The following is an 18,966-nucleotide window of genomic DNA, read 5'->3' as shown; positions in this document are numbered from 1 at the left end:
CGCACCCGGGGAGAGGCCGGGCCGCCGCCGGGCGGCCGAGAGCAGTGCTCACATACCTCATCAGGCGGCTGTTCGCCGTCGCAGTGATGCTGGTCGTCATCATCCTGGCGGTCTTCTGCATCTTCTTCTTGATCCCGAAGTGGACCGGCACGGATCCGGCCACCATGTTCGTCGGCAAGCAGGCCGACAAGGACGCCATTGAAGGCATCCGCCAGAAGCTCCAGTTGGACGACCCGGTCCTGGTGCAGCTCTTCGAGTTCTTCAAGGGCATCTTCGTCGGCCGCGACTACACGGGCGGCGGCGACACCACGCACTGCTCAGCGCCTTGCTTCGGCTACTCGTTCCGCACCGAGCAGGAGATCTGGCCCGTCCTGACCGACCGGCTGCCCGTGACCCTGTCCCTGGCGCTCGGCGCGGCCATCCTCTGGCTGCTGATCGGCCTCGCCGTCGGCGTCGTCTCCGCGCTCAAGCGCGGCAGCATCTGGGACCGGCTGGGCATGACGGGCGCGCTGGCCGGCGTCTCGCTCCCGGTCTACTTCACCGGCCTGATCCTGCTGACGCTCTTCGCCTACCAACTGGACCTGGTGAGCAACTCGTTCACCCCGTTCGGCGAGAACGTGACCAAGTGGTTCAGCGGCATGATCCTCCCCTGGATCAGCCTCGCCTTCCTCTTCGGAGCGATGTACGCCCGCATCACCCGGGCCACCATGCTGGAAGTGATGGGCGAGGACTACATCCGTACGGCCAGGGCCAAGGGCCTCAAGGAGCCGGTCGTCATCGGCAAGCACGCCATGCGCTCGACGATGACGCCGATCCTGACGCTCCTCGGCATCGACATCGGCGCGCTGATGGGCGGCGCGATCCTCACCGAGACCACCTTCAGCATCCCCGGGCTCGGCCAGGCGGTGCTGAAGGCGATCACCGACAAGGACCTGCCGCTCATCCTCGGTGTCACGCTCATCACCGCAACCGCCGTCGTCATCGCGAACCTCATCGTGGACCTGCTGTACGGCGTGATCGACCCACGAGTGAGGCTCGGATGACAGACCACGAGCACAAGGACGACGGCAAGGCCGACGCCAAGGACGCCAAGGCAGCCAAGGCCGACGCCAAGGACACCAAAGCCGCCAAGGCCGACGTCGAGAAGGCGGACGTGACCAAGGCCGAGGCGGTCCCGGGTCTGACCGCCTCGGGCACGGCACCCGGTGAGCCCACGCTGGACAAGGAGCCGCCGACCGCGTTCTTGGAGGTCCGCGACCTGCGCGTGCACTTCCCCACGCAGGACGGCATCGTCAAGTCCGTCGACGGGCTCTCCTTCACCCTGGAGAAGGGCCAGACCCTCGGCATCGTCGGCGAGTCCGGCTCCGGCAAGTCGGTGACCTCGCTGGGCATCATGGGTCTGCACACCGTCGGCCAGTACGGCCGCCAGCGGCCTCAGATATCGGGAGAGATCTGGCTCGACGGCAAGGAGCTGCTCAGCGCCGACCCGGACGAGGTGCGCAAGCTGCGCGGCCGGGAGATCTCCATGATCTTCCAGGACCCCCTGTCGGCCCTGCACCCCTTCTTCACCGTCGGCCACCAGATCGTGGAGGCGTACCGCGTCCACCACAAGGTCGACAAGAAGAAGGCCCGCACCCGCGCCATCGAGCTGCTGGACCGCGTGGGCATCCCCGAGCCGGGCAAGCGCGTCGACAGCTACCCGCACGAGTTCTCCGGCGGTATGCGCCAGCGCGCGATGATCGCCATGGCGCTCGTCAACAACCCCGAGCTGCTGATCGCCGACGAGCCGACGACCGCCCTCGACGTCACCGTCCAGGCGCAGATCCTCGACCTGATGCGCGACTTGCAGAAGGAGTTCGGCTCGGCGGTCGTCATCATCACCCACGACCTGGGCGTCGTCGCCGAGCTGTCCGACGACATCCTGGTGATGTACGGCGGGCGCTGCGTGGAGTACGGCACGGCCGAGAAGGTCTTCTACGAGCCCCAGCACCCCTACACCTGGGGCCTGCTGGGCTCGATGCCGCGCATCGACCGGGACAGGACCGAGCGCCTCATCCCCGTCAAGGGCTCCCCGCCCAGCCTGATCAACGTCCCCCAGGGCTGCGCCTTCAACCCGCGCTGCCCCTACGCGGACGTACCCAAGGGCGGCGTCACCCGCACCACGCGCCCCGAGCTGCGCGAGGTGCGGCCCGGGCACCTGTCGGCCTGTCACATGGCGCAGGAGGACAGGGAACGCATCTGGAACGAAGAGATTGCCCCCAAGCTGTGAGCGCCGTGAGTAAGGACGACGACCCGATGACGAACTCAGCGAAGTCCCCGGACCCCGGGACGGAGAGCGGCGGCACGGGCACCCTCGCCGAGCCGCGCGAGGGTGAGTCCCTGCTGAAGGTCACCGGCCTCAAGAAGCACTTCCCCGTCAACAAGGGCCTCTTCAAGCGGCAGGTCGGCGCGGTGCTGGCGGTCGACGGCCTCGACTTCGACGTGCGCTCCGGGGAAACCCTCGGCGTGGTCGGCGAGTCGGGCTGCGGCAAGTCGACCATGGGCCGGCTGATCACCCGGCTGCTGGAGCCGACCGCCGGGAAGATCGAGTTCCAGGGCAAGGACATCACGCACCTCGGCGTGAACGGGATGCGGCCCATGCGCCGCGACGTCCAGATGATCTTCCAGGACCCCTACTCCTCGCTCAACCCCCGGCACACCGTCGGCGCCATCGTCAGCGCGCCCTTCAAGCTCCAGGGTGTGCAGCCCGAAGGCGGTGTCAAGAAGGAGGTCCAGCGGCTGCTGGAGGTGGTCGGGCTCAGCCCCGAGCACTACAACCGCTACCCGCACGAGTTCAGCGGCGGCCAGCGCCAGCGCATCGGCATCGCCCGCGCGCTCGCCCTCAACCCGAAGCTCGTGGTGGCCGACGAGCCGGTCTCCGCACTGGATGTCTCCATCCAGGCGCAGGTGGTCAACCTCCTGGACGACCTCCAGCAGGAGCTGGGCCTGACCTACGTGATCATCGCCCACGACCTGTCCGTCATCCGGCACGTCTCGGACCGGATCGCGGTCATGTACCTGGGCAAGCTCGTCGAGCTGACGGACCGGAAGTCGCTGTACGAGACGCCCATGCACCCGTACACCCGGGCGCTGCTGTCCGCCGTGCCCGTGCCGGACCCGCGCCGCAAGGCGGCCCAGGGCCGCGAGCGCATCCTCCTCCAGGGAGATGTGCCCTCGCCCATGAACCCGCCCTCCGGCTGCCGCTTCCACACGCGGTGCTGGAAGGCGACCGAGGTGTGCAAGGTGAAGGAGCCCCCGCTCATCCCCTTGGCGACCGGTCACCAGGTGGCCTGCCACCACCCGGAGAACGCGCCCGACCAGGAGCCCGGTGACACGAAGCTCTTGCGCGAGGCGGACGCGGATGTCGCCGTCAAGGAATCGCGCTAGCGCGCTCGTGCTCAATCGCCGGACAGGCTCAGAGTGAGCCTGTCCGGCCCGATACAAATGTGCACGTGGACACCGTCTTCTCCCCGCCCCTCCAGCACTGGCTGGACCTGGTCGGCATCTTCGTCTTCGCGATCTCCGGCGCCCTGCTCGCCGTCCGCCGCAACTTCGACGTCTTCGGTATCGCCGTCCTCGCCGAGGTCACCGGTCTCGGCGGCGGGCTGTTCCGGGACGTGGTGATCGGTGCCGTACCACCGGCCGCCTTCACGGATCTCGGCTACTTCCTGATGCCGCTGGTGGCCGCGGTGCTGGTCTTCTTCCTCCATCCGGAGGTCGAGCGGATCAACAAGGCGGTCAGTGTCTTCGACGCCGCGGGGCTCGGCCTCTTCTGCGTGACCGGCACCCTCAAGGCCCACGAGTACGGCCTCGGGCTGACCGCGTCCGTGGTGATGGGGCTGGCCACCGCGGCCGGCGGGGGCGTGCTGCGTGACGTGCTCGCCAACGAGGTGCCCTCGCTGCTGCGCTGGGACCGCGAGATCTACGCGGTCCCGGCCGTCGTCGGCTCCAGCGCCGTCGCCCTGCTCATCCACCTCGACGCCGTACGCCCCGCCACGGCGGTGGGCGCCGCTGTGCTCGCGTTCGTGCTGCGGCTGCTGGCCCTGCGCTACAACTGGCGCGCCCCGCGCGCCTGGCACCGGCGCAGCGCGCGGCCCGACGCGGAGGCGGCCGAGCGGGGGGAGAGCGGCCGGGGCCGGTGACGGGGCGGCGCTCCCTTGCGTGCCCGGCGCCGGGACGAGCCCCGAAGGGGCGCGGTGCTGTGTCATATGCGGCTCCGCCGCGTGGGCACGACCAGCCCGTACGGGCCCGCACCCTGCAAAGCACAGGCAGGGGCACCCCCCTGCTCAGCACCAGGAAAGAGGGCCCCGCTCAGAACGGGAAGTGGCTGCGCCCGTACTGCACCGACAGCCACCGCACCGTGGTGAACGCCTCCAGCGTCCCGGGCCCGGCCATCGGCTCGTCGGGGACGCCCGAGCCGTTGATCTGCGCCGTACCGCCCACGAGCCGGCGCGCCAGCGACACCCCGCGGCGCACATCGCTGGTGTGCACCGCCGTGCCGCGCCCGTGCGGGATGCACCGGGCCAGCCGCACCGCCTCGTTCTCGTCCTTGAACGGCAGCAGGACGGCGACGGGTCCGTGCAGCTCCTGGCGCAGCACCGAGGCGTCCTCGGGGACCTCGGCCAGGACCGTGGGCCGCAGCACCGCGCCCCGCGCGCCGCCGGGCGTCAGCGCGACCGCCCCCTCGGCGACGGCCTGCGCGGCCAGCGCCTCGGCCGACTCGGCCTGCGCGGGACTGATCAGCGGGCCGATCCGGGTGGCCGGATCGCGCGGGTCGCCCGCCGCCAGGGCCGCGGCCCGCGCCGCGAACTCGTGGGTGAACTCCCGCTCGACGGCCCGGTCCACCAGCACCCGGCTGGCCGGTGCTCCGCCGCCCTGGCCCTGGTGGACGAAGCGGCTGAAGCAGGCGGCCTCCGCCGCACGGGCCACGTCCGCGTCGTCCAGCACCACGAAGGCGCCGCCGCCGCTGATGTCGAGCACGGCGCGCTTGAAGTGGCTCGCCACGACGGCCGTCACCTCGCGGCCGGTGCGCTCGGATCCGGCGTAGGCGATGACGCCGGGGACGGGGTGGGTGAGGAGCGCGTCGCCGATCTCGGCGATGTCGGTGATGACGACGTTCAGCACCCCGCCCGGCAGCCCCGCCTCCTCCAGCAGATGGGCCAGCAGCGCGCCGCCGGTGACCGGGGTGCTCTGGTGCGGCTTGAGGACCACGGCGTTGCCCACCGCCAGCGCGGGTGCCACGGTGGCGAGGCCGCGCAGAAAGGGGTGGTGGAAGGGGCTGATGGCGCCGACGACGCCCACCGGCTCCCGCAGGACGTGGTTCTCCTTGCCCTCGACGGGGGAGGGCGGCATGCTCTCGGCCGGTCCGACGGCCAGCGCGCCCGCGTCGCGCAGACACTGGCGGGCCAGGCGCAGTTCGAAGTCGGCCCGCGCGCGGGTGGCGCCGGTCTCGGTGGTGAGCGAGTCGGCCAGGGCCTCCTGCCGCTCCTCGATCAGCCGCACCACCCGCTCCAGGACCTCACGGCGGGCGAAGCCGCTGGTCGCGGCCCAGTCGGGCTGGGCGCGCGCCGCCGCGGTGTAGGCGGCGTCGACCTCGCTCGCCGTGGCGACGGTGACCGAGGTGAGCTTCTCGCCGGTGTACGGATCGAAGTCGACGATGTCCCAGGAGCCGGTGCCGGAGCGCCACTCGCCGTCGATGTGCTGGAGGGCGAGGTCCGCGAAGTACGACATGGCTGCTGGCTCCCTTTCGCTGGCCGGAACACAAGTTAACGACGGACAGGGCCTGTTGGAGAAGGGGGCCCCGGAGTGCGTCCGGCACGCCCCGCCGTGCGCCGAGGGCCGGGAGGCGGCTGGTCAAGGACTGCTACCCACGAGTAACTCTCCGGTGTACGGTTCCTGTCATGTCCGATGCTCCTTCTGACGCACCAGTCCGGCCCGCGGGTTCCTCGGCCGCCGTCCCAGCCGCCGTGACCAGCGAGTTCGACCGCGACACCGCGGTGAGCCGCCGTGCCGACGGCGGCTACGAAGCGCGCCTGTCGCCGGGCTGGGCGATAGGCAAGGCCCTCAACGGCGGCTATCTGCTCGCCGTGCTGGGCCGGGCCCTGGGCGAGGCCCTTCCGCACCCCGATCCGTTCACGATCACCGCGCACTATCTGACGGCCACCACGGCGGGCCCCGCCCTCGTCCGCACCCGCCCCGCCCGCACGGGCCGCACCGTCTCCACCGCGTCGGCCGGGCTCTTCCAGACCGACGAGCGGGGCGAGGAGGTCGAGCGCATCCGAGCCCTGGCCACCTACGGCGACCTCGGGGCGCTGTCCGACGATGTGCGCACCACCGCCAAGCCGCCCGCGATGGCGCCGCGCGAGCAGTGCTTCCGCGCCACCGACCACCCCGGCGGCGAGGCGGCCGTGCCCGAGCTGGCACGACGGCTCGACCTGCGGCTCGACCCGGAGACCAGCGGCTGGGCGCTGGGTGCCCCCAGTCTGCGCGGCGAGATGCGCGCCTGGCTCGGCCTGGCTGACGGGCGCGAGCCCGATCCGCTCGCCCTGCTGATGGCCGTGGACGCGCTGCCGCCCACCGCCTTCGACCTGGGCCTGACCGGCTGGGTGCCGACCGTGGAGCTGACGGTCCACGTCCGCGCCCGCCCGGCCCCCGGACCCCTGCGCGTCTCGATCGTCACCCGCAACCTGGCAGGGGGCTTCCTGGAGGAGGACACGGAAATCTGGGACACCGCGGACCGCCTGGTCGCCCAGTCCCGCCAGCTCGCCCGCACCTGAGCGCTCCGCGGGGCGTGCCGAGGGGCTCCGCTGTTCGGCTGCGGCTGCGGCTGCGGCTGCTGCGGCGGCGTCGTCGTGGCTGGCCGCGCAGTTCCCCGCGCCCCTTTCGGGGCACGATCGGACCGCAGGGGGCCTCAGTGAGGCCGCTCAGTACCCCTCCCGGCAAGCTTTGCCCGGGCGCGCCACCCATTCCCCCGTGTGCGACATGCCCGTGTGCGGCTCGCCCATGCGCGGGACGCACGGCCCGGGTGCATGAGGTGGGCGAGGAGGGGGACTCGTCAGGACGGCACAGGGCGAGGGGGTCGGAAGACTCCACGGCATCCCCTCCCCTCTGACGCGAAGTGTCCCTTTTCGCCCTGTGTGAGTACGTTGGAGGGGAGAAGTTGCTGTCCGAGAGAGAGCGAGCCCAAGGTGACGTACGCAGTGAAGAGCACTCTTCCGGAGGAGGACCTCAAGACCGTAGGTGAGGCGCTCCAGGGCACGCTGCTGGATCTCATCGACCTCTCCCTGGTCGCCAAGCAGATCCACTGGAACGTGGTCGGCCCCCGCTTCCGGTCCATCCACCTCCAGCTCGACGAGGTCGTCGACACCGCCCGCAACTACTCCGACACCGTCGCCGAGCGCGCCTCGGCCCTCGGCATCTCGCCGGACGGCCGTTCCTCGACCGTCGCGAACGGCAGTGCCGTCTCCACGGTCAAGGACGGCTGGCAGCCCGACACCGACGCGGTGCGCACCATGGTCGACGCGCTGGAGTCCGTGATCGGCAAGGCCCGTGAGCGCATGAAGGCCGTGGGACCGGTCGACCCGGTCACCGAGGACGTCTTCATCCAGCTCATCGGGGTCTTGGAGAAGGAACACTGGATGTTCCAGGCCGAGAACGGCCACTGAGCCGCCGCCGCGAGACCCCGTAAGCGCTGCTGAACCGCTCCTGAACCCCTGCTGAGCCGCCGCTGAGCCGCCCCCGCCGGGCCCGTGCGCCCCGGGACGGCTCCGGCGGCTCCGCCGCGCTCGAGGCGGCCGGGGCCCGGTCTCCGGGGCTCCGCCTCCACGCGCCGGTCGTGCGCCCCGAGGTGGCCCGTAGAATCGGGGAACCATGGCTGACACCGCCCACTCTGCCTACCTCGATCACGCCGCCACCACCCCTATGTGGCCCGAAGCGGTGCGGACGATGACCGAGCAACTCCAGGTCGTCGGCAACGCGTCCTCCCTGCACGGCGCGGGACGCCGGGCCCGCCGCACGGTCGAGGAATCCCGGGAGTCCCTCGCCGCCTCCCTCGGGGCGCGGCCCAGCGAGGTCGTCTTCACCGGCGGTGGCACCGAGGCGGACAACCTCGCCGTCAAGGGGCTGTTCTGGGCACGCAGGGACCAGTCCGAGGGCGTCCGTACGCGCGTCCTGGCCAGCCCCGTCGAGCACCACGCCGTCCTCGACGCCGTCGACTGGCTGGCCACGCACGAGGGCGCCAGGGTCGAGTGGCTGCCGGTCGACGGCCACGGGCGGGTGCACCCCGAGGCGCTGCGCGAGGCGATCGCGCGGAACCCCGCCGACGTCGCGCTGGCCACCGTCATGTGGGCCAACAACGAGATCGGCACCGTCACGGATGTGCGGGGACTGGCCGAGGTCGCCCGGGAGTTCGACGTGCCGCTGCACTCGGACGCGGTGCAGGCGTTCGGTCAGCTGGAGACCGGTTTCGCGGACTCGGGCCTGGCCGCCATGACCGTCACCGGGCACAAGACCGGTGGCCCCTACGGCGTGGGCGCGCTGCTGCTGGGGCGCGAGTACACGCCAGTCCCGCTGCTGCACGGCGGCGGCCAGGAGCGCCATGTGCGCTCCGGCACGCTGGACACCCCCGCCGTCGCCGCCTTCGCCACGGCGGGCAGGCTGGCCGTCGAGCGGCGCGAGGACTTCGTGCGCGAGGTCGGCGCGCTGCGGGACGCGCTGGTCGACGCGGTCACCGAGGCCGTGCCCGACGCGGTGCTCAACGGCGACCCGGACCCGGCCGGCCGCCTGGCGGCCAACGCTCACTTCTCCTTCCCCGGCTGCGAGGGCGACTCGCTCCTCCTGCTGCTGGACGCGCAGGGCATCCAGTGCTCGACGGGCTCCGCGTGCACGGCAGGTGTCGCCCAGCCCAGCCATGTGCTGCTGGCAACCGGCACCGACCCCGAGCTTGCCCGGGGCACCCTGCGCTTCACGCTGGGCCACACCTCCACCAAGGCGGACGTCGAGGCGCTCGCCGAGGCGATCGGCCCGGTGGTGGAACGGGCCCGCCACGCGGGGCTCAGCTAGAGCGCCCCAGAGGGGCGCGGGGAACTGCGCGACCAGCCCAGAACACACCCGCACTCTGCACGGCACAGGCAGGGGCAGCCCCTGCTCAGTGCCACGTACGAGAGCAACAGAAAGGTCCGTCGGACAGGCCGTAGTGCCTCCTTGGCGCTGAGGGCCACTGGGCCGCAGGACCGCCGCTGAGCCGGTCGCGGGCCCACGACCGGCGTCAGCTCTTCCGGGGTTGCGCGGGGCTGCTGGAGGGTCTGACGCCGCCGGAAGGCGGTCCGCCGCCCGGCGGCTTTGCAAGGACCTTCACCCGCGCCCGCACCAGGCGCATGTACGTGTCCCAGTCCCAGTGCCCGCCCGGGTCCGTGTGGTCGGCGCCGGGGACCTCGTTATGGCCGATGATGTGCTCGCGGTCGGCGGGGATGCCGTAGCGGTGGCAGATGCCGGCGGTCACCTCCGCCGAGGAGCGGTACATCGCGTCCGTGAAGTCCTGGGGGCGGTTTATCCAGCCCTCGTGCTCGATGCCGACGCTGCGCTCGTTGTACTCACGGTTGCCCGCGTGGAAGCCGACGTCCAGCTCGCGGATCATCTGGGTGAGCTGCCCGTCCTGGCGCACGATGTAGTGCGCGGCGGCGCCGTGTGCCGGATCTTGGAAGACCTTTACGGCGCTGGCGGCGCTGCCCTGGACGACGTGGATGACGACCCGGTCGACGCCGTAGTCGGCGGGCCGGTCGGCCCGGCGCCAGTTCGCCTCGGAGGCGGCCACCCAGCGGGCGCGGGAATCGTCGACCTCGCCCTCCTTGCGGGGCTTGTCGTTGCCCGGTATCCGCCACCACCAGCGCTTGATCTCCTGCTGCGCCGCGACGCCCGCGACCCCGAGCCCGACGGCCGTGCCGCCCGCGAGCAGCAGCCGCCGCCGGGTCATCTGCCGCCCGTGCTTCGCGTCGCCGCCACCGGATCCGCCCACGCCACCGCCTTGCCCCTTGCTTTCCGCCGGGCCGTGCCCGCCCTCCGGACCGCCGCCGCCCGGCCTCCCGGGTGCCTCGTCCGTCCGTCCCTCATCCGCCGCCTGTCCCATGCGCTTCTTAACGCGTTCGGGTCACCGGGTCGTTCCGTCTACCCTGGAGAGCGCTATGACTACTGCATCCTCGCGGGGGACAGCCTCCGCGCGCCCGCTGCGCGTCCTGGCCGCCATGTCCGGCGGCGTCGACTCCGCCGTGGCCGCCGCCCGTGCCGCCGAGGCGGGACACGAGGTCACAGGGGTACATCTGGCGCTGTCCGCCAACCCCAAGTCGTTCCGTACGGGCGCCCGCGGCTGTTGCACCATCGAGGACTCGAACGACGCACGCCGCGCCGCCGACGTCATCGGTATCCCCTTCTACGTCTGGGACCTGGCCGAACGCTTCCGCGAGGACGTCGTCGAGGACTTCGTCGCGGAGTACGAGGCGGGCCGCACGCCCAATCCCTGTCTGCGCTGCAACGAGAAGATCAAGTTCGCCGCGCTGCTGGACAAGGCGCTGGCGCTGGGCTTCGACGCCGTCTGCACCGGCCACTACGCCACCGTCGTGACCCGCGAGGACGGCGGCCGGGAGCTGCACAGGGCGAGTGACGCGGCCAAGGACCAGAGCTATGTGCTCGGCGTCCTGGACGAGCGGCAGCTCGCCCACGCGATGTTCCCCCTCGGCGACACCCTCACCACCAAGGACGAGATCCGGGCCGAGGCCGAACGGCGCGGCCTGTCCGTGGCCAAGAAGCCCGACAGCCACGACATCTGCTTCATCGCCGACGGTGACACCCAGGGCTTTCTGGCAGGCCGGCTGGGCCGGGCCGAGGGCGACATCGTCGACGAGTCCGGCGCCCGGCTCGGCACCCACGAGGGCGCGTACGGCTTCACCATCGGCCAGCGCAAGGGCCTGCGCCTGGGGCACCCGGCGCCCGACGGCAAGCCGCGCTACGTCCTGGACATCTCGCCGGTCGACAACACGGTCACGGTCGGCCCCGCCGACTCCTTGGACGTCGGCTCGCTCACCGCGGTACGCCCGCGCTGGTGCGGCGCCCCGCCCGCCGACGGCCCCCGTACCTACACCGCCCAGCTGCGGGCGCACGGCGCGGAGACCGAGGTGGAGGCCGAGCTGACGGGCGGCGAGCTGCGCGTGCGCTTCGCCCACCCGGAGCGCGGTGTGGCCCCGGGCCAGGCGATCGTCCTGTACGACGGACCCCGCGTGGTCGGCTCGGCGACGATCGCGACGACGGAACGGGCGGTTCCGGCGGCTTAGCGGCTCCGGCGGCGCGAGCGGTTCGAGGGGCGGCGGTTTCGGCGGTCCGAGCCTCGTCCGGGTGTCCGGACCGCCCGCCGGCCGCTCCCTCCGGGCGCGCTGCCCGCTCAGGCGCCGAGCAGGTCCAGCGCTTGGAGACCGTCGTCGGCGAAGGTGACCAACTGGTCCAGGGGGATGGGCAGGAAGCCCTCGGCCTCCATGCGGGCCATCTGCTGCCGGAGGCCGTCGTAGAAGCCGGCCGTGTTCAAGATCACTACGGGCTTGCTGTGCATGCCGTGCTTGCGCAGCTCCAGGATCTCCGTGGCCTCATCCAGCGTGCCCGTGCCGCCGACCATGACGACCACGGCATCGGCGCGCGCCAGCAACGCGGCCTTGCGTTCGGCGAGATCGGCGGTGACGATCATCTCGTCGGCGTTCGGGCGCGCGACGTTGCTCAGGAACTCCACGGAGATGCCGATCAGTCGGCCTCCCGCGTCCTGCACACCGTCCGCGACGACCTTCATCAGCCCGGAGTCGGAGCCTCCCCACACGAGACTGTGACCCCGCTTGCCGATGAGTCCCGCGAACTCGCGGGCCGCGTCGGTATACACCCCGTCGAGATCGGCGGCCGAACAGAAGACGCAGATGTTCATGGGAGTACGGGCGGTGGCGGGGGAGGACGAGGAGGCCATGACCGACAGCCTAGGCGCGAACGCGCGGCGCGGACACATGGTGGTGTGCGGGGACAATTCGCTGGCCCAGCGGCTGGCCAAGGAGCTGGCCAGCGTCTACGGGCAGCGCGTCACCGTCGTCCTGCCCTCGCTGCGCGGCGGGGATCACGGCCCCAGGATCGCTGAACTGGTCGGCAGGAGGCGGCTGCGGGTGGACGCCGTCGAGGCCCAGGTGCCCGACGACGAGACCCTGCGGCGCGCCGGTATCGAGGAGGCCAACGCGCTGGCCCTCACCTCGGGCGACGACCAGCTCAACATCCACATCGCGCTGCGCGCCCGCCGGATCAACCCCCGACTGCGGCTGGTCATCCGGATGTTCAACCGCACGCTCGGCGGCTATCTGGAGAGCCTGCTCGACCGCGCGGCGCGCGTGCACAACCCGCATCTGGACCAGGCGGCCATAGACGCCTCCACCACCGTGCTGTCCGACTCCGACACGGCGGCGCCCTCCCTGGTGGCCGCCGCCGTCGTCGGCAGCGACAAGGTCGTCTACGCGGACGGGCTGCTGCTGCGTGCCAAGGAGCGCACCCTGGGCACCGCCGACCGCAGGAACCGGCTGTGCACCCTCGCCCTGATGCCGGGCTCCGAGGACGCGGACGAGGGCGACACCGACGAGGAGACCGAGCCGCAGCACCGCCCCCGCGAGAGCCCGGTGCTGCTGCCCGACGAGTCCGCGCTGGAGGGCCTGCCCCCACAGCGCGGCGCCGTGGTCCTGGAGGCCATCACCAGCAGGCGCGGCACCACCCGGCCCCGCACCTCCCGGCTGCCCCGGCTGCCCGCCTTCAAGGAGCTGTTCTCGCGCCGGCTGCGCTACTCCCTGCTGGCGCTGACCGGCGTCGTCATCGCACTGGCCACCTTCAACTGGGTGCTCAGCGGCGACACGCCCGCGCACGCCGGCTATGTCACCCTCCTCGACGTCTTCGGCATCAACGACCCCAAGACCGACGAGCCCGTCGACGAGCAGCTGCTCCAACTCCTCGCCGGGTTCGCCGGGATGCTGATGCTGCCGCTGTTCCTGGCGATCGTGCTGGAGAGCTACGGCGCCTTCCGCCAGGCCGCCTCGCTGCCCGACGTGCCGCGCGGAATGTCGGGACACGTGGTGTTGCTGGGGCTGGGCAAGGTGGGCTCGCGGGTGCTGGAGGAACTGCTGGAGCGCGGCATTCCCGTGGTGTGCATCGAACGCGACCCGGAGGCGCGCGGCGTCGGGCTCGCGCGGGACAAGAAGGTGCCGACGCTGATCGCCGACGTCACCGAGGGCGGGGTGCTGGAGGCCGCCAGGATCCGGCGCGCCCGCGCCGTCCTCGCGCTGACCAGCAGCGACGGCACCAATCTGGAGGCGTCGTTGTACGCGCGCCAGCTCAAGCCCGAAGTGCGGGTGGTGATGCGGCTGTTCGACGACGAGTTCGCGACCACCGTCTACCGCACCCTGCGCGACACCTACCCGGCGGCGCAGACCCGCAGCCGCTCGGTCTCCGCGCTGGCGGCGCCCGCATTCGCCGGCGCCATGATGGGCCGCCAGGTGCTCGGCGCCATTCCGGTGGGCCGGCGGGTGCTGGTCTTCGCGACGGTGGATGTGGAGGGCAACCCCCTGCTGGAGGGGCGGACCGTGGGCGAGGCGTTCCGGGCCGGGGTGTGGCGGGTCCTCGCGCTGGACCTCGCGGGGCGGGCCCTGAGCGAGGGCGACCTCTCCCCGGGCGGGGCCCAGGGTGCGGGCGGGGGCGAGCTGACCTGGCAGATGCAGCCCGGATACCTGTTGCGGGCGGGCGATCGCGTCGTGGTCGCCGCCACCCGCCGAGGGCTGGGGCAGCTGCTGGCGGGCTCACCGGAGACGGGGCCGCCGCCGATGCGGGGGACGGGCGAGTTCGATGTGACCCGCGCGCTGCGCCCGCAGGAGTGAGCGCGGCCCGCCCCGGTGGAGCGAGTACGGCCCGCCCCGCAGGAGTGAGTACGGCCCGCCCCGCCGGCCCGGAGGTCCGGCGGAGCGGGCCGCCCGCGACGTGGCATCGCCCGCGAGGGGCGCCCGCTCAGCCCTCGGTGAGGGTGAAGCGGAAGATGCCCCAGGTGAGCTGGCGCTGTTCACCGCCGTCGACCCAGTGGGTGAGTCCTTTCTTCATCTGGGCGAGGTACTCGGAACTGACCTTCGCGGCGAGGCCCTCGGCCTCCTGGCGCTCGGTCTCCTCCAGGACACGCCCGTAGTGGGTCACCAACTGCGTGCGCAGATCCTCGAAGCCGCCCCCGGCCCCCTCGTGGGGGACGGGTGCGAAGCCGAGGCGCGTCAGTTCGCGGGTGTAGAAGCCGGGCGAGCCCATGTCGTCGAGGTGGATGCGGTCCAGGATGGGCTGGATCGCGCTCGTCTCGGTGCCGTCGGCGGCCATCGGGTCGGTGAACACGAGGCTGCCACCGGGCTTGAGGACGCGCCGGACCTCCTCCAGTACCCGGAGGCGGTCCCCGCTGTGCAAGAAGGCGTCCTGCGACCACACGACGTCGACGCTCGAATCGGGGAACGGAATGCTCTCGAACGAGCCGTCCACCACCTCGATACGGTCGGTGAGGTCCCGGATGGAGTTCAGCTCCTTGTGGCGCTGGTTCTCCACCTCGCTGAGGTTGAGCGCCTGTACCCGGCAGCCGAACGTCTCGGCGAGATAGCGGGCCGATCCACCGAAGCCCGAGCCGAGGTCGAGGACCGTGGACTCCTTGCCGAGTCCGAGTCCGGACGCCATCCGCTCGACGGTGCGGCGGCTGGCGTCGGCGATGGGCTCCTGCGGGCCCTCGTAGATTCCGACGTGGATATCCTCGCCGCCCCAGACGGAGGAATAGAAGGCGTCGGCGTCGGGGGAGTTGTAGTAACTCCGCGCCGTACTCACGGCACTTCCGTAAGCGCCTTCCTCCTGATCCTCCATTCGGTATTCCTTCTCCGCCACATGCACGAAGAAGTCGGGCTGCTCGGCCCGATAGGTGTGCTGGAAGTCGCCGTAGGTCTCGATGCGTTGGAAACCCACGTCGGACATGAGGCGCCGCGTGTAGTCCTTGCGGAGCGGGAACATGTTGAGGTGGTACTCCGACTTGTCCGGGAAGCGGTACCGCATGCGGCACAACCCCTCGTCCATGTATTCGGGCTCCACCGCGACGTCCTCGCCGCAGTAGTAGTACGTGTGCTTGCTGGAGAATCCCTCGTCCAGAATCGCGTCGTAGTTACGCTGATCCAGGATGAGGATTCCGTCATGCTTCAGCATGGCGTAGAACTCGGCGAGAGCCTTGCGCCTGTCGCGCTCCGAGAAGAGATGTGTGAACGAGTTCCCGAGGCACACGATGGCGTCGTACTCTCCGTGGACGTCCCGGTTGAGCCATCGCCAGTCGGCCTGGACGACCCGCAGGATGTGGTCGCCGTTCTTCATTCCGTTCTCGAACGCCATCGCGAGCATGTCGGCGCTTCCGTCCGCGCTCACGGCCTCGAAGCCTGCTTCCAGGAGCCGTACCGAGTGAAACCCGGTTCCCGTCGCGACATCCAGGACGCTCTTTACCCCCCGCTTTCGCAGCAGGTCGATGAAGAAATTTCCCTCGCTCTCTGCTCGTTTTTCCCAATCTATGAGGGAGTCCCATTTCTCGACAAAGCTTGGGACGTACTCCTCTGTGTAGTGTCCGGTTTCCCGAACCTCGACGGGGTTGTCTCCGAATTCCTGAGCGGGTCGCGCGGAAATGACGAAACCTCCAGTAGAAGAGACGGTGGCCCAAGGCGCGGTCCCCGAAGGACGCACCAGGCTCCGGGCTCGGTGAACCGCGCGTGGTCTCCGGTGCATAGCTATCCAAGCCCGGCAGATCTATGCCACCAAGTCGAGCATCTGTACGTTAGATTGATGTAAAAACCAGCTCCGACCAGGGCCTTTTCCTTCCCAGATTTCTGGGGGATCAGAGGCCGGGGGCCGCCGCAGCAAAGCGGACAGTTGGGTATGCTGCGGCTGTCAGCACGACATTTCCGTACGACTCGTACACCCCGCACCGAACATGGCGAGAACACATGGCTAAGCGCACTCCGTCCACTGCTGTACGCAGCCGCGACATCGGTATAGACCTGGGCACGGCCAACACCCTGGTGTACGCGCGAGGGCGCGGCGTGGTGCTGGACGAGCCGTCCGTCGTCGCGATCGACTCAAGGACCGGAAAGGTCCTGGCCGTCGGGGCCGAGGCACGCCAGGCCGTGGGCCGCACCCCCGGCTCCATCACCGCCACCCGCCCCCTCAAGGGCGGCGTGATCACGGACTTCGAGGCGACGGAGGGCATGCTGCGCTACTTCATCCGTGCCGCGCGCGGCGGCCGGCGGGGCGGCAGGTCCCCGCGCGTGGTGGTGTGTGTGCCCAGCGGGGTGACCGGAGTTGAGCGCCGCGCCGTGCTCCAGACCGCCGACCGGGCGGGCGCCCGCTCGGTGCGGCTGATCGAGGAGCCGATGGCCGCGGCGATCGGCGCGGGGCTCCCGGTGCACGAGGCGCGCGGCTCGATGGTCGTCGACATCGGCGGCGGCAGCACCGAGATCGCCGTCATCTCACTGGGCGGGATGGTCGTCTCGCACTCGGCGCGCGTCGCGGGCGACGCGCTGGACGCGGCCATCGCGGCGTACGTGGAGCGGGAGTTCGCCATCGCCGTGGGGGAGCGGACGGCGGAGGACATCAAGATCTCCCTCGGCACCGGCGAACCCGTCCAGGTGCGCGGTCGCGACAAGAACACCGGTATGCCCAAGGTCGTGCACCTGGCGCCGGAGGAGATCCGCGAGGCGATGGAGCGCCCGGTGCGGGCCATCGTCTCCGCGGTGCGCACCGCCTTCGACGACTGCCCGCCCGAGCTGTACGGCGACATCATGGAGCGCGGCATCGTCCTGACCGGCGGCGGCGCGCTGCTGCACGGCCTGGACGAGCGGCTGGTCAAGGAGACCGGTATGCCCGTGGTGGTGGCGGACGAGCCCCTGGGCTGCGTCGCCCTGGGCACGGGCCGCTGTCTGGAGGAGTACGAGAAGATGGACTCGGTCTTCGCCGCGTAACGGGGAGCGCCGCGCGGTCCGTGCCCGGCCCGGCCCCGCTGCGCGCCTCCCGCCCCGTGGGCGACCATGGGGGCATGCCAACACATGTGATCACAGGCGGCGGCTCCGGCATCGGCGCCGAGGTGGCCAGACGGCTGCTGGAGCGGGGCGACACGCTCTATCTGCTGGCGCGCGACGCGGGGCGCGCCAAGGAGCTGGCCGAGGAGTTCGAGGGCGCCCACACCCTGGTGGGCGACCTCGCGGAGCCCGAGCGCCTCTCCTGGGCGTTCGGCCACCAGACCCTCCCCGACAGCGTCGACTCGCTCCTGCACATCGCCGGGGTCGTCGAGCTGGGCCCCGTCGGCGAATTCAGCCCCAAGCTGTGGAACGAGACGCTGGCCGCCAACCTCGTGGCGCCCGCCGAGCTGACCCGGCTGTTCCTGCCCCAGCTGCGCATGGCGCGCGGCCACGTCGTCTTCGTCAACTCGGGCGCGGGGCTGCGCGCCAACCCCGAGTGGGGGGCCTACGCGGCCAGCAAGCACGGCCTCAAGGCGCTGGCCGACGCGCTGCGCGGCGAGGAGGCGGACAACGGGATCCGCGTCACCTCCGTCTACCCCGGCCGCACCGCGACACCCATGCAGGAGAAGGTCCACCGGCAGGAGGGCAAGGAGTACGACGCCGGCCGGTGGATCCCCGCCGACGCCATCGCCACCACGGTGCTGACCGCCCTCGACCTGCCGCGCGGCGCCGAGGTCACCGACTTGTCCGTACGCCCCGGAGGCTGAGCCCCACCCCGAGGCTGGGCGCCGGGCGCCGCGCGGGCGGCCGTACGCTTCCCGGGTGAGCGAGAAGCGTAAGCAGACCCCCTGGGGCCCGGCGGCGGCCACCGGCCTCGGCTCGATGCCCGGCACCGACGCGCGGGAGGCGGCACGGACCGTCACGGGATCCCTGGAGACACCCGGACACCTGCCCTATCTCCCGGAGCTGCCCGCGCGCGGCCCCGGGGCCGACATGCTCGGCCGCACGGCCGGGATGCTGGCCGAGATGTATGTGCACCTGGAGCCCAGCGGCTGGCGGATCAGCGACCGGCCAGGACGCGACACCCGGCGCGCCCGCGCCTGGCTGGGCGAGGACCTGGACGCCGTCGAGGAGTTCACCCAGGGCGCGACCGGCGAGGGCGCCTGTCTGAAGGTCTCCGCCGTCGGCCCCTGGACGCTCGCGGCGGGCCTGGAGCGGCGCAACGGCGAGGCGATGCTGGGCGACCCGGGCGCCTGCCGCGACCTGGCGGCCTCGCTCGCCGAGGGCCTGCGCGCACACCTGGCCGACCTGCGGCGCAGGGTGCCCGGCGCCGCATTGGTCCTCCAGCTGGACGAGCCGTCGCTGACCGCCGTGCTCCAGGGCAGCGTGCGCACCGCCAGCGGATACCGCACCTACTCCGCCGTCGACCGCGCCGTCGCCGAGGGCGTGCTGCGCGATCTGGCCGCTGTGCACGACGGGCCCGTGATCGTGCACTCCTGTGCGCCGCGCGTGCCCGTCGCGCTGCTGCGCCGGGCCGGCGTGGACGGCATCTCCCTCGATGCCACACTGCTCACCGAGAGTGAGGACGAGGCGATCGGGGAGGCGGTGGAGGGCGGCGTCACGCTCTTCGCGGGTGTCGTGCCCTCCACCGAGCCCGAGGGACGGGCATTGTCAGACCCGGCCGGTAGCGTCGGGGGTGTCAGGTCGCTGTGGCGCAGGCTCGGGCTGTCTCCCGGGCTGCTGGCCGAGTCCGTCGTGGTCACCCCCACGTGCGGGCTGGCGGGGGCCTCGCCCGCGTACGCGCGTCGGGCGCTCGCCCACTGCGTCCAGGCGGCACGATCACTCGCTGACAACCCTCAGTGACGGGAGG

Annotated in this window: 16 protein-coding genes; 12 read left to right on the top strand and 4 right to left on the bottom strand. The window is 71.6% G+C overall.

Annotation, left to right across the window (positions count from 1 at the left end; all coding sequences use genetic code 11):
• The first annotated feature begins 44 nt into the window (after nucleotides 1-44).
• The 4 genes from OHB04_RS12840 to OHB04_RS12825 all read left to right on the top strand — a co-directional run bounded on the left by OHB04_RS12840 (nucleotide 45) and on the right by OHB04_RS12825 (nucleotide 4,181).
• Nucleotides 45-1,043 (top strand): ABC transporter permease, encoded by a 999-nt coding sequence (locus OHB04_RS12840; RefSeq protein ID WP_326687815.1) that lies wholly within the window; start codon nucleotides 45-47, stop codon nucleotides 1,041-1,043.
• Complete coding sequence (locus OHB04_RS12835; RefSeq protein ID WP_326687814.1) at nucleotides 1,040-2,269, top strand: ABC transporter ATP-binding protein; 1,230 nt, start codon at nucleotides 1,040-1,042, stop codon at nucleotides 2,267-2,269. Before OHB04_RS12840 ends, OHB04_RS12835 begins: the two co-directional genes overlap by 4 nt.
• A gap of 26 nt (nucleotides 2,270-2,295) precedes the next feature.
• On the top strand, nucleotides 2,296-3,426 hold the full coding sequence (locus tag OHB04_RS12830; protein WP_326687813.1) for an ABC transporter ATP-binding protein: 1,131 nt from the start codon (nucleotides 2,296-2,298) through the stop codon (nucleotides 3,424-3,426).
• Nucleotides 3,427-3,491: 65 nt separating this feature from the next.
• Nucleotides 3,492-4,181, top strand: coding sequence for a trimeric intracellular cation channel family protein (locus OHB04_RS12825; RefSeq protein WP_405805673.1), 690 nt, complete (start codon nucleotides 3,492-3,494; stop codon nucleotides 4,179-4,181).
• Nucleotides 4,182-4,350: 169 nt separating this feature from the next.
• Here the strand turns inward: OHB04_RS12825 and OHB04_RS12820 are convergent, their stop codons facing one another.
• The gene (locus OHB04_RS12820; protein WP_326687811.1) at nucleotides 4,351-5,769 is read right to left on the bottom strand and encodes an aldehyde dehydrogenase family protein; all 1,419 of its coding nucleotides are present in this window, start codon (nucleotides 5,767-5,769) and stop codon (nucleotides 4,351-4,353) included.
• Nucleotides 5,770-5,939: 170 nt separating this feature from the next.
• On the opposite strand from OHB04_RS12820, the gene OHB04_RS12815 reads away from it, so the two are divergent.
• The 3 genes from OHB04_RS12815 (at nucleotide 5,940) to OHB04_RS12805 (ending at nucleotide 9,099) form a co-directional block, all read left to right on the top strand.
• The gene (locus OHB04_RS12815) at nucleotides 5,940-6,815 is read left to right on the top strand and encodes a thioesterase family protein (protein ID WP_326687810.1); all 876 of its coding nucleotides are present in this window, start codon (nucleotides 5,940-5,942) and stop codon (nucleotides 6,813-6,815) included.
• Between the two features lie 411 nt (nucleotides 6,816-7,226).
• Nucleotides 7,227-7,703, top strand: coding sequence for a Dps family protein (locus OHB04_RS12810; protein WP_326687809.1), 477 nt, complete (start codon nucleotides 7,227-7,229; stop codon nucleotides 7,701-7,703).
• Nucleotides 7,704-7,908: 205 nt separating this feature from the next.
• Complete coding sequence (locus OHB04_RS12805) at nucleotides 7,909-9,099, top strand: cysteine desulfurase family protein (protein ID WP_326687808.1); 1,191 nt, start codon at nucleotides 7,909-7,911, stop codon at nucleotides 9,097-9,099.
• Nucleotides 9,100-9,304: 205 nt separating this feature from the next.
• On the opposite strand, the gene OHB04_RS12800 is transcribed toward OHB04_RS12805, so the two are convergent.
• Nucleotides 9,305-10,009, bottom strand: a complete 705-nt coding sequence (locus tag OHB04_RS12800; RefSeq protein WP_326692706.1) for an N-acetylmuramoyl-L-alanine amidase — start codon at nucleotides 10,007-10,009, stop codon at nucleotides 9,305-9,307.
• A gap of 208 nt (nucleotides 10,010-10,217) precedes the next feature.
• On the opposite strand from OHB04_RS12800, the gene mnmA reads away from it, so the two are divergent.
• A complete protein-coding gene (gene mnmA / locus OHB04_RS12795; RefSeq protein WP_326687807.1) occupies nucleotides 10,218-11,360 on the top strand; it encodes a tRNA 2-thiouridine(34) synthase MnmA in 1,143 nt (380 codons plus the stop codon).
• 107 nt (nucleotides 11,361-11,467) lie between these two features.
• On the opposite strand, the gene OHB04_RS12790 is transcribed toward mnmA, so the two are convergent.
• A complete protein-coding gene (locus tag OHB04_RS12790; RefSeq protein WP_326809438.1) occupies nucleotides 11,468-11,992 on the bottom strand; it encodes a TIGR00730 family Rossman fold protein in 525 nt (174 codons plus the stop codon).
• Between the two features lie 37 nt (nucleotides 11,993-12,029).
• Here OHB04_RS12790 and OHB04_RS12785 point away from each other — a divergent pair, with 37 nt between their 5' ends.
• Nucleotides 12,030-13,967, top strand: a complete 1,938-nt coding sequence (locus OHB04_RS12785) for an NAD-binding protein (RefSeq protein WP_326807474.1) — start codon at nucleotides 12,030-12,032, stop codon at nucleotides 13,965-13,967.
• Between the two features lie 127 nt (nucleotides 13,968-14,094).
• On the opposite strand, the gene OHB04_RS12780 is transcribed toward OHB04_RS12785, so the two are convergent.
• Nucleotides 14,095-15,825, bottom strand: a complete 1,731-nt coding sequence (locus OHB04_RS12780; protein WP_442814827.1) for a glycine/sarcosine N-methyltransferase — start codon at nucleotides 15,823-15,825, stop codon at nucleotides 14,095-14,097.
• A gap of 260 nt (nucleotides 15,826-16,085) precedes the next feature.
• On the opposite strand from OHB04_RS12780, the gene OHB04_RS12775 reads away from it, so the two are divergent.
• The 3 genes from OHB04_RS12775 (at nucleotide 16,086) to OHB04_RS12765 (ending at nucleotide 18,959) form a co-directional block, all read left to right on the top strand.
• Nucleotides 16,086-17,099: a rod shape-determining protein gene (locus tag OHB04_RS12775; RefSeq protein ID WP_326687804.1), complete on the top strand. Its 1,014-nt coding sequence runs from the start codon at nucleotides 16,086-16,088 to the stop codon at nucleotides 17,097-17,099.
• A 74-nt stretch (nucleotides 17,100-17,173) separates the two neighbouring features.
• Nucleotides 17,174-17,863 carry an SDR family oxidoreductase gene (locus OHB04_RS12770; RefSeq protein ID WP_326687803.1) on the top strand — a complete coding sequence of 230 codons (690 nt, stop codon included), beginning with the start codon at nucleotides 17,174-17,176 and terminating at the stop codon, nucleotides 17,861-17,863.
• 55 nt (nucleotides 17,864-17,918) lie between these two features.
• Nucleotides 17,919-18,959 (top strand): methionine synthase, encoded by a 1,041-nt coding sequence (locus OHB04_RS12765; protein WP_326807473.1) that lies wholly within the window; start codon nucleotides 17,919-17,921, stop codon nucleotides 18,957-18,959.
• The last annotated feature ends 7 nt before the right edge of the window (nucleotides 18,960-18,966 follow it).

Origin of the sequence: Streptomyces sp. NBC_01775 (genome assembly GCF_035917675.1) — a bacterium.
Taxonomy (GTDB): domain Bacteria; phylum Actinomycetota; class Actinomycetes; order Streptomycetales; family Streptomycetaceae; genus Streptomyces.
This window is presented reverse-complemented; position numbering and strand designations above follow the sequence as displayed.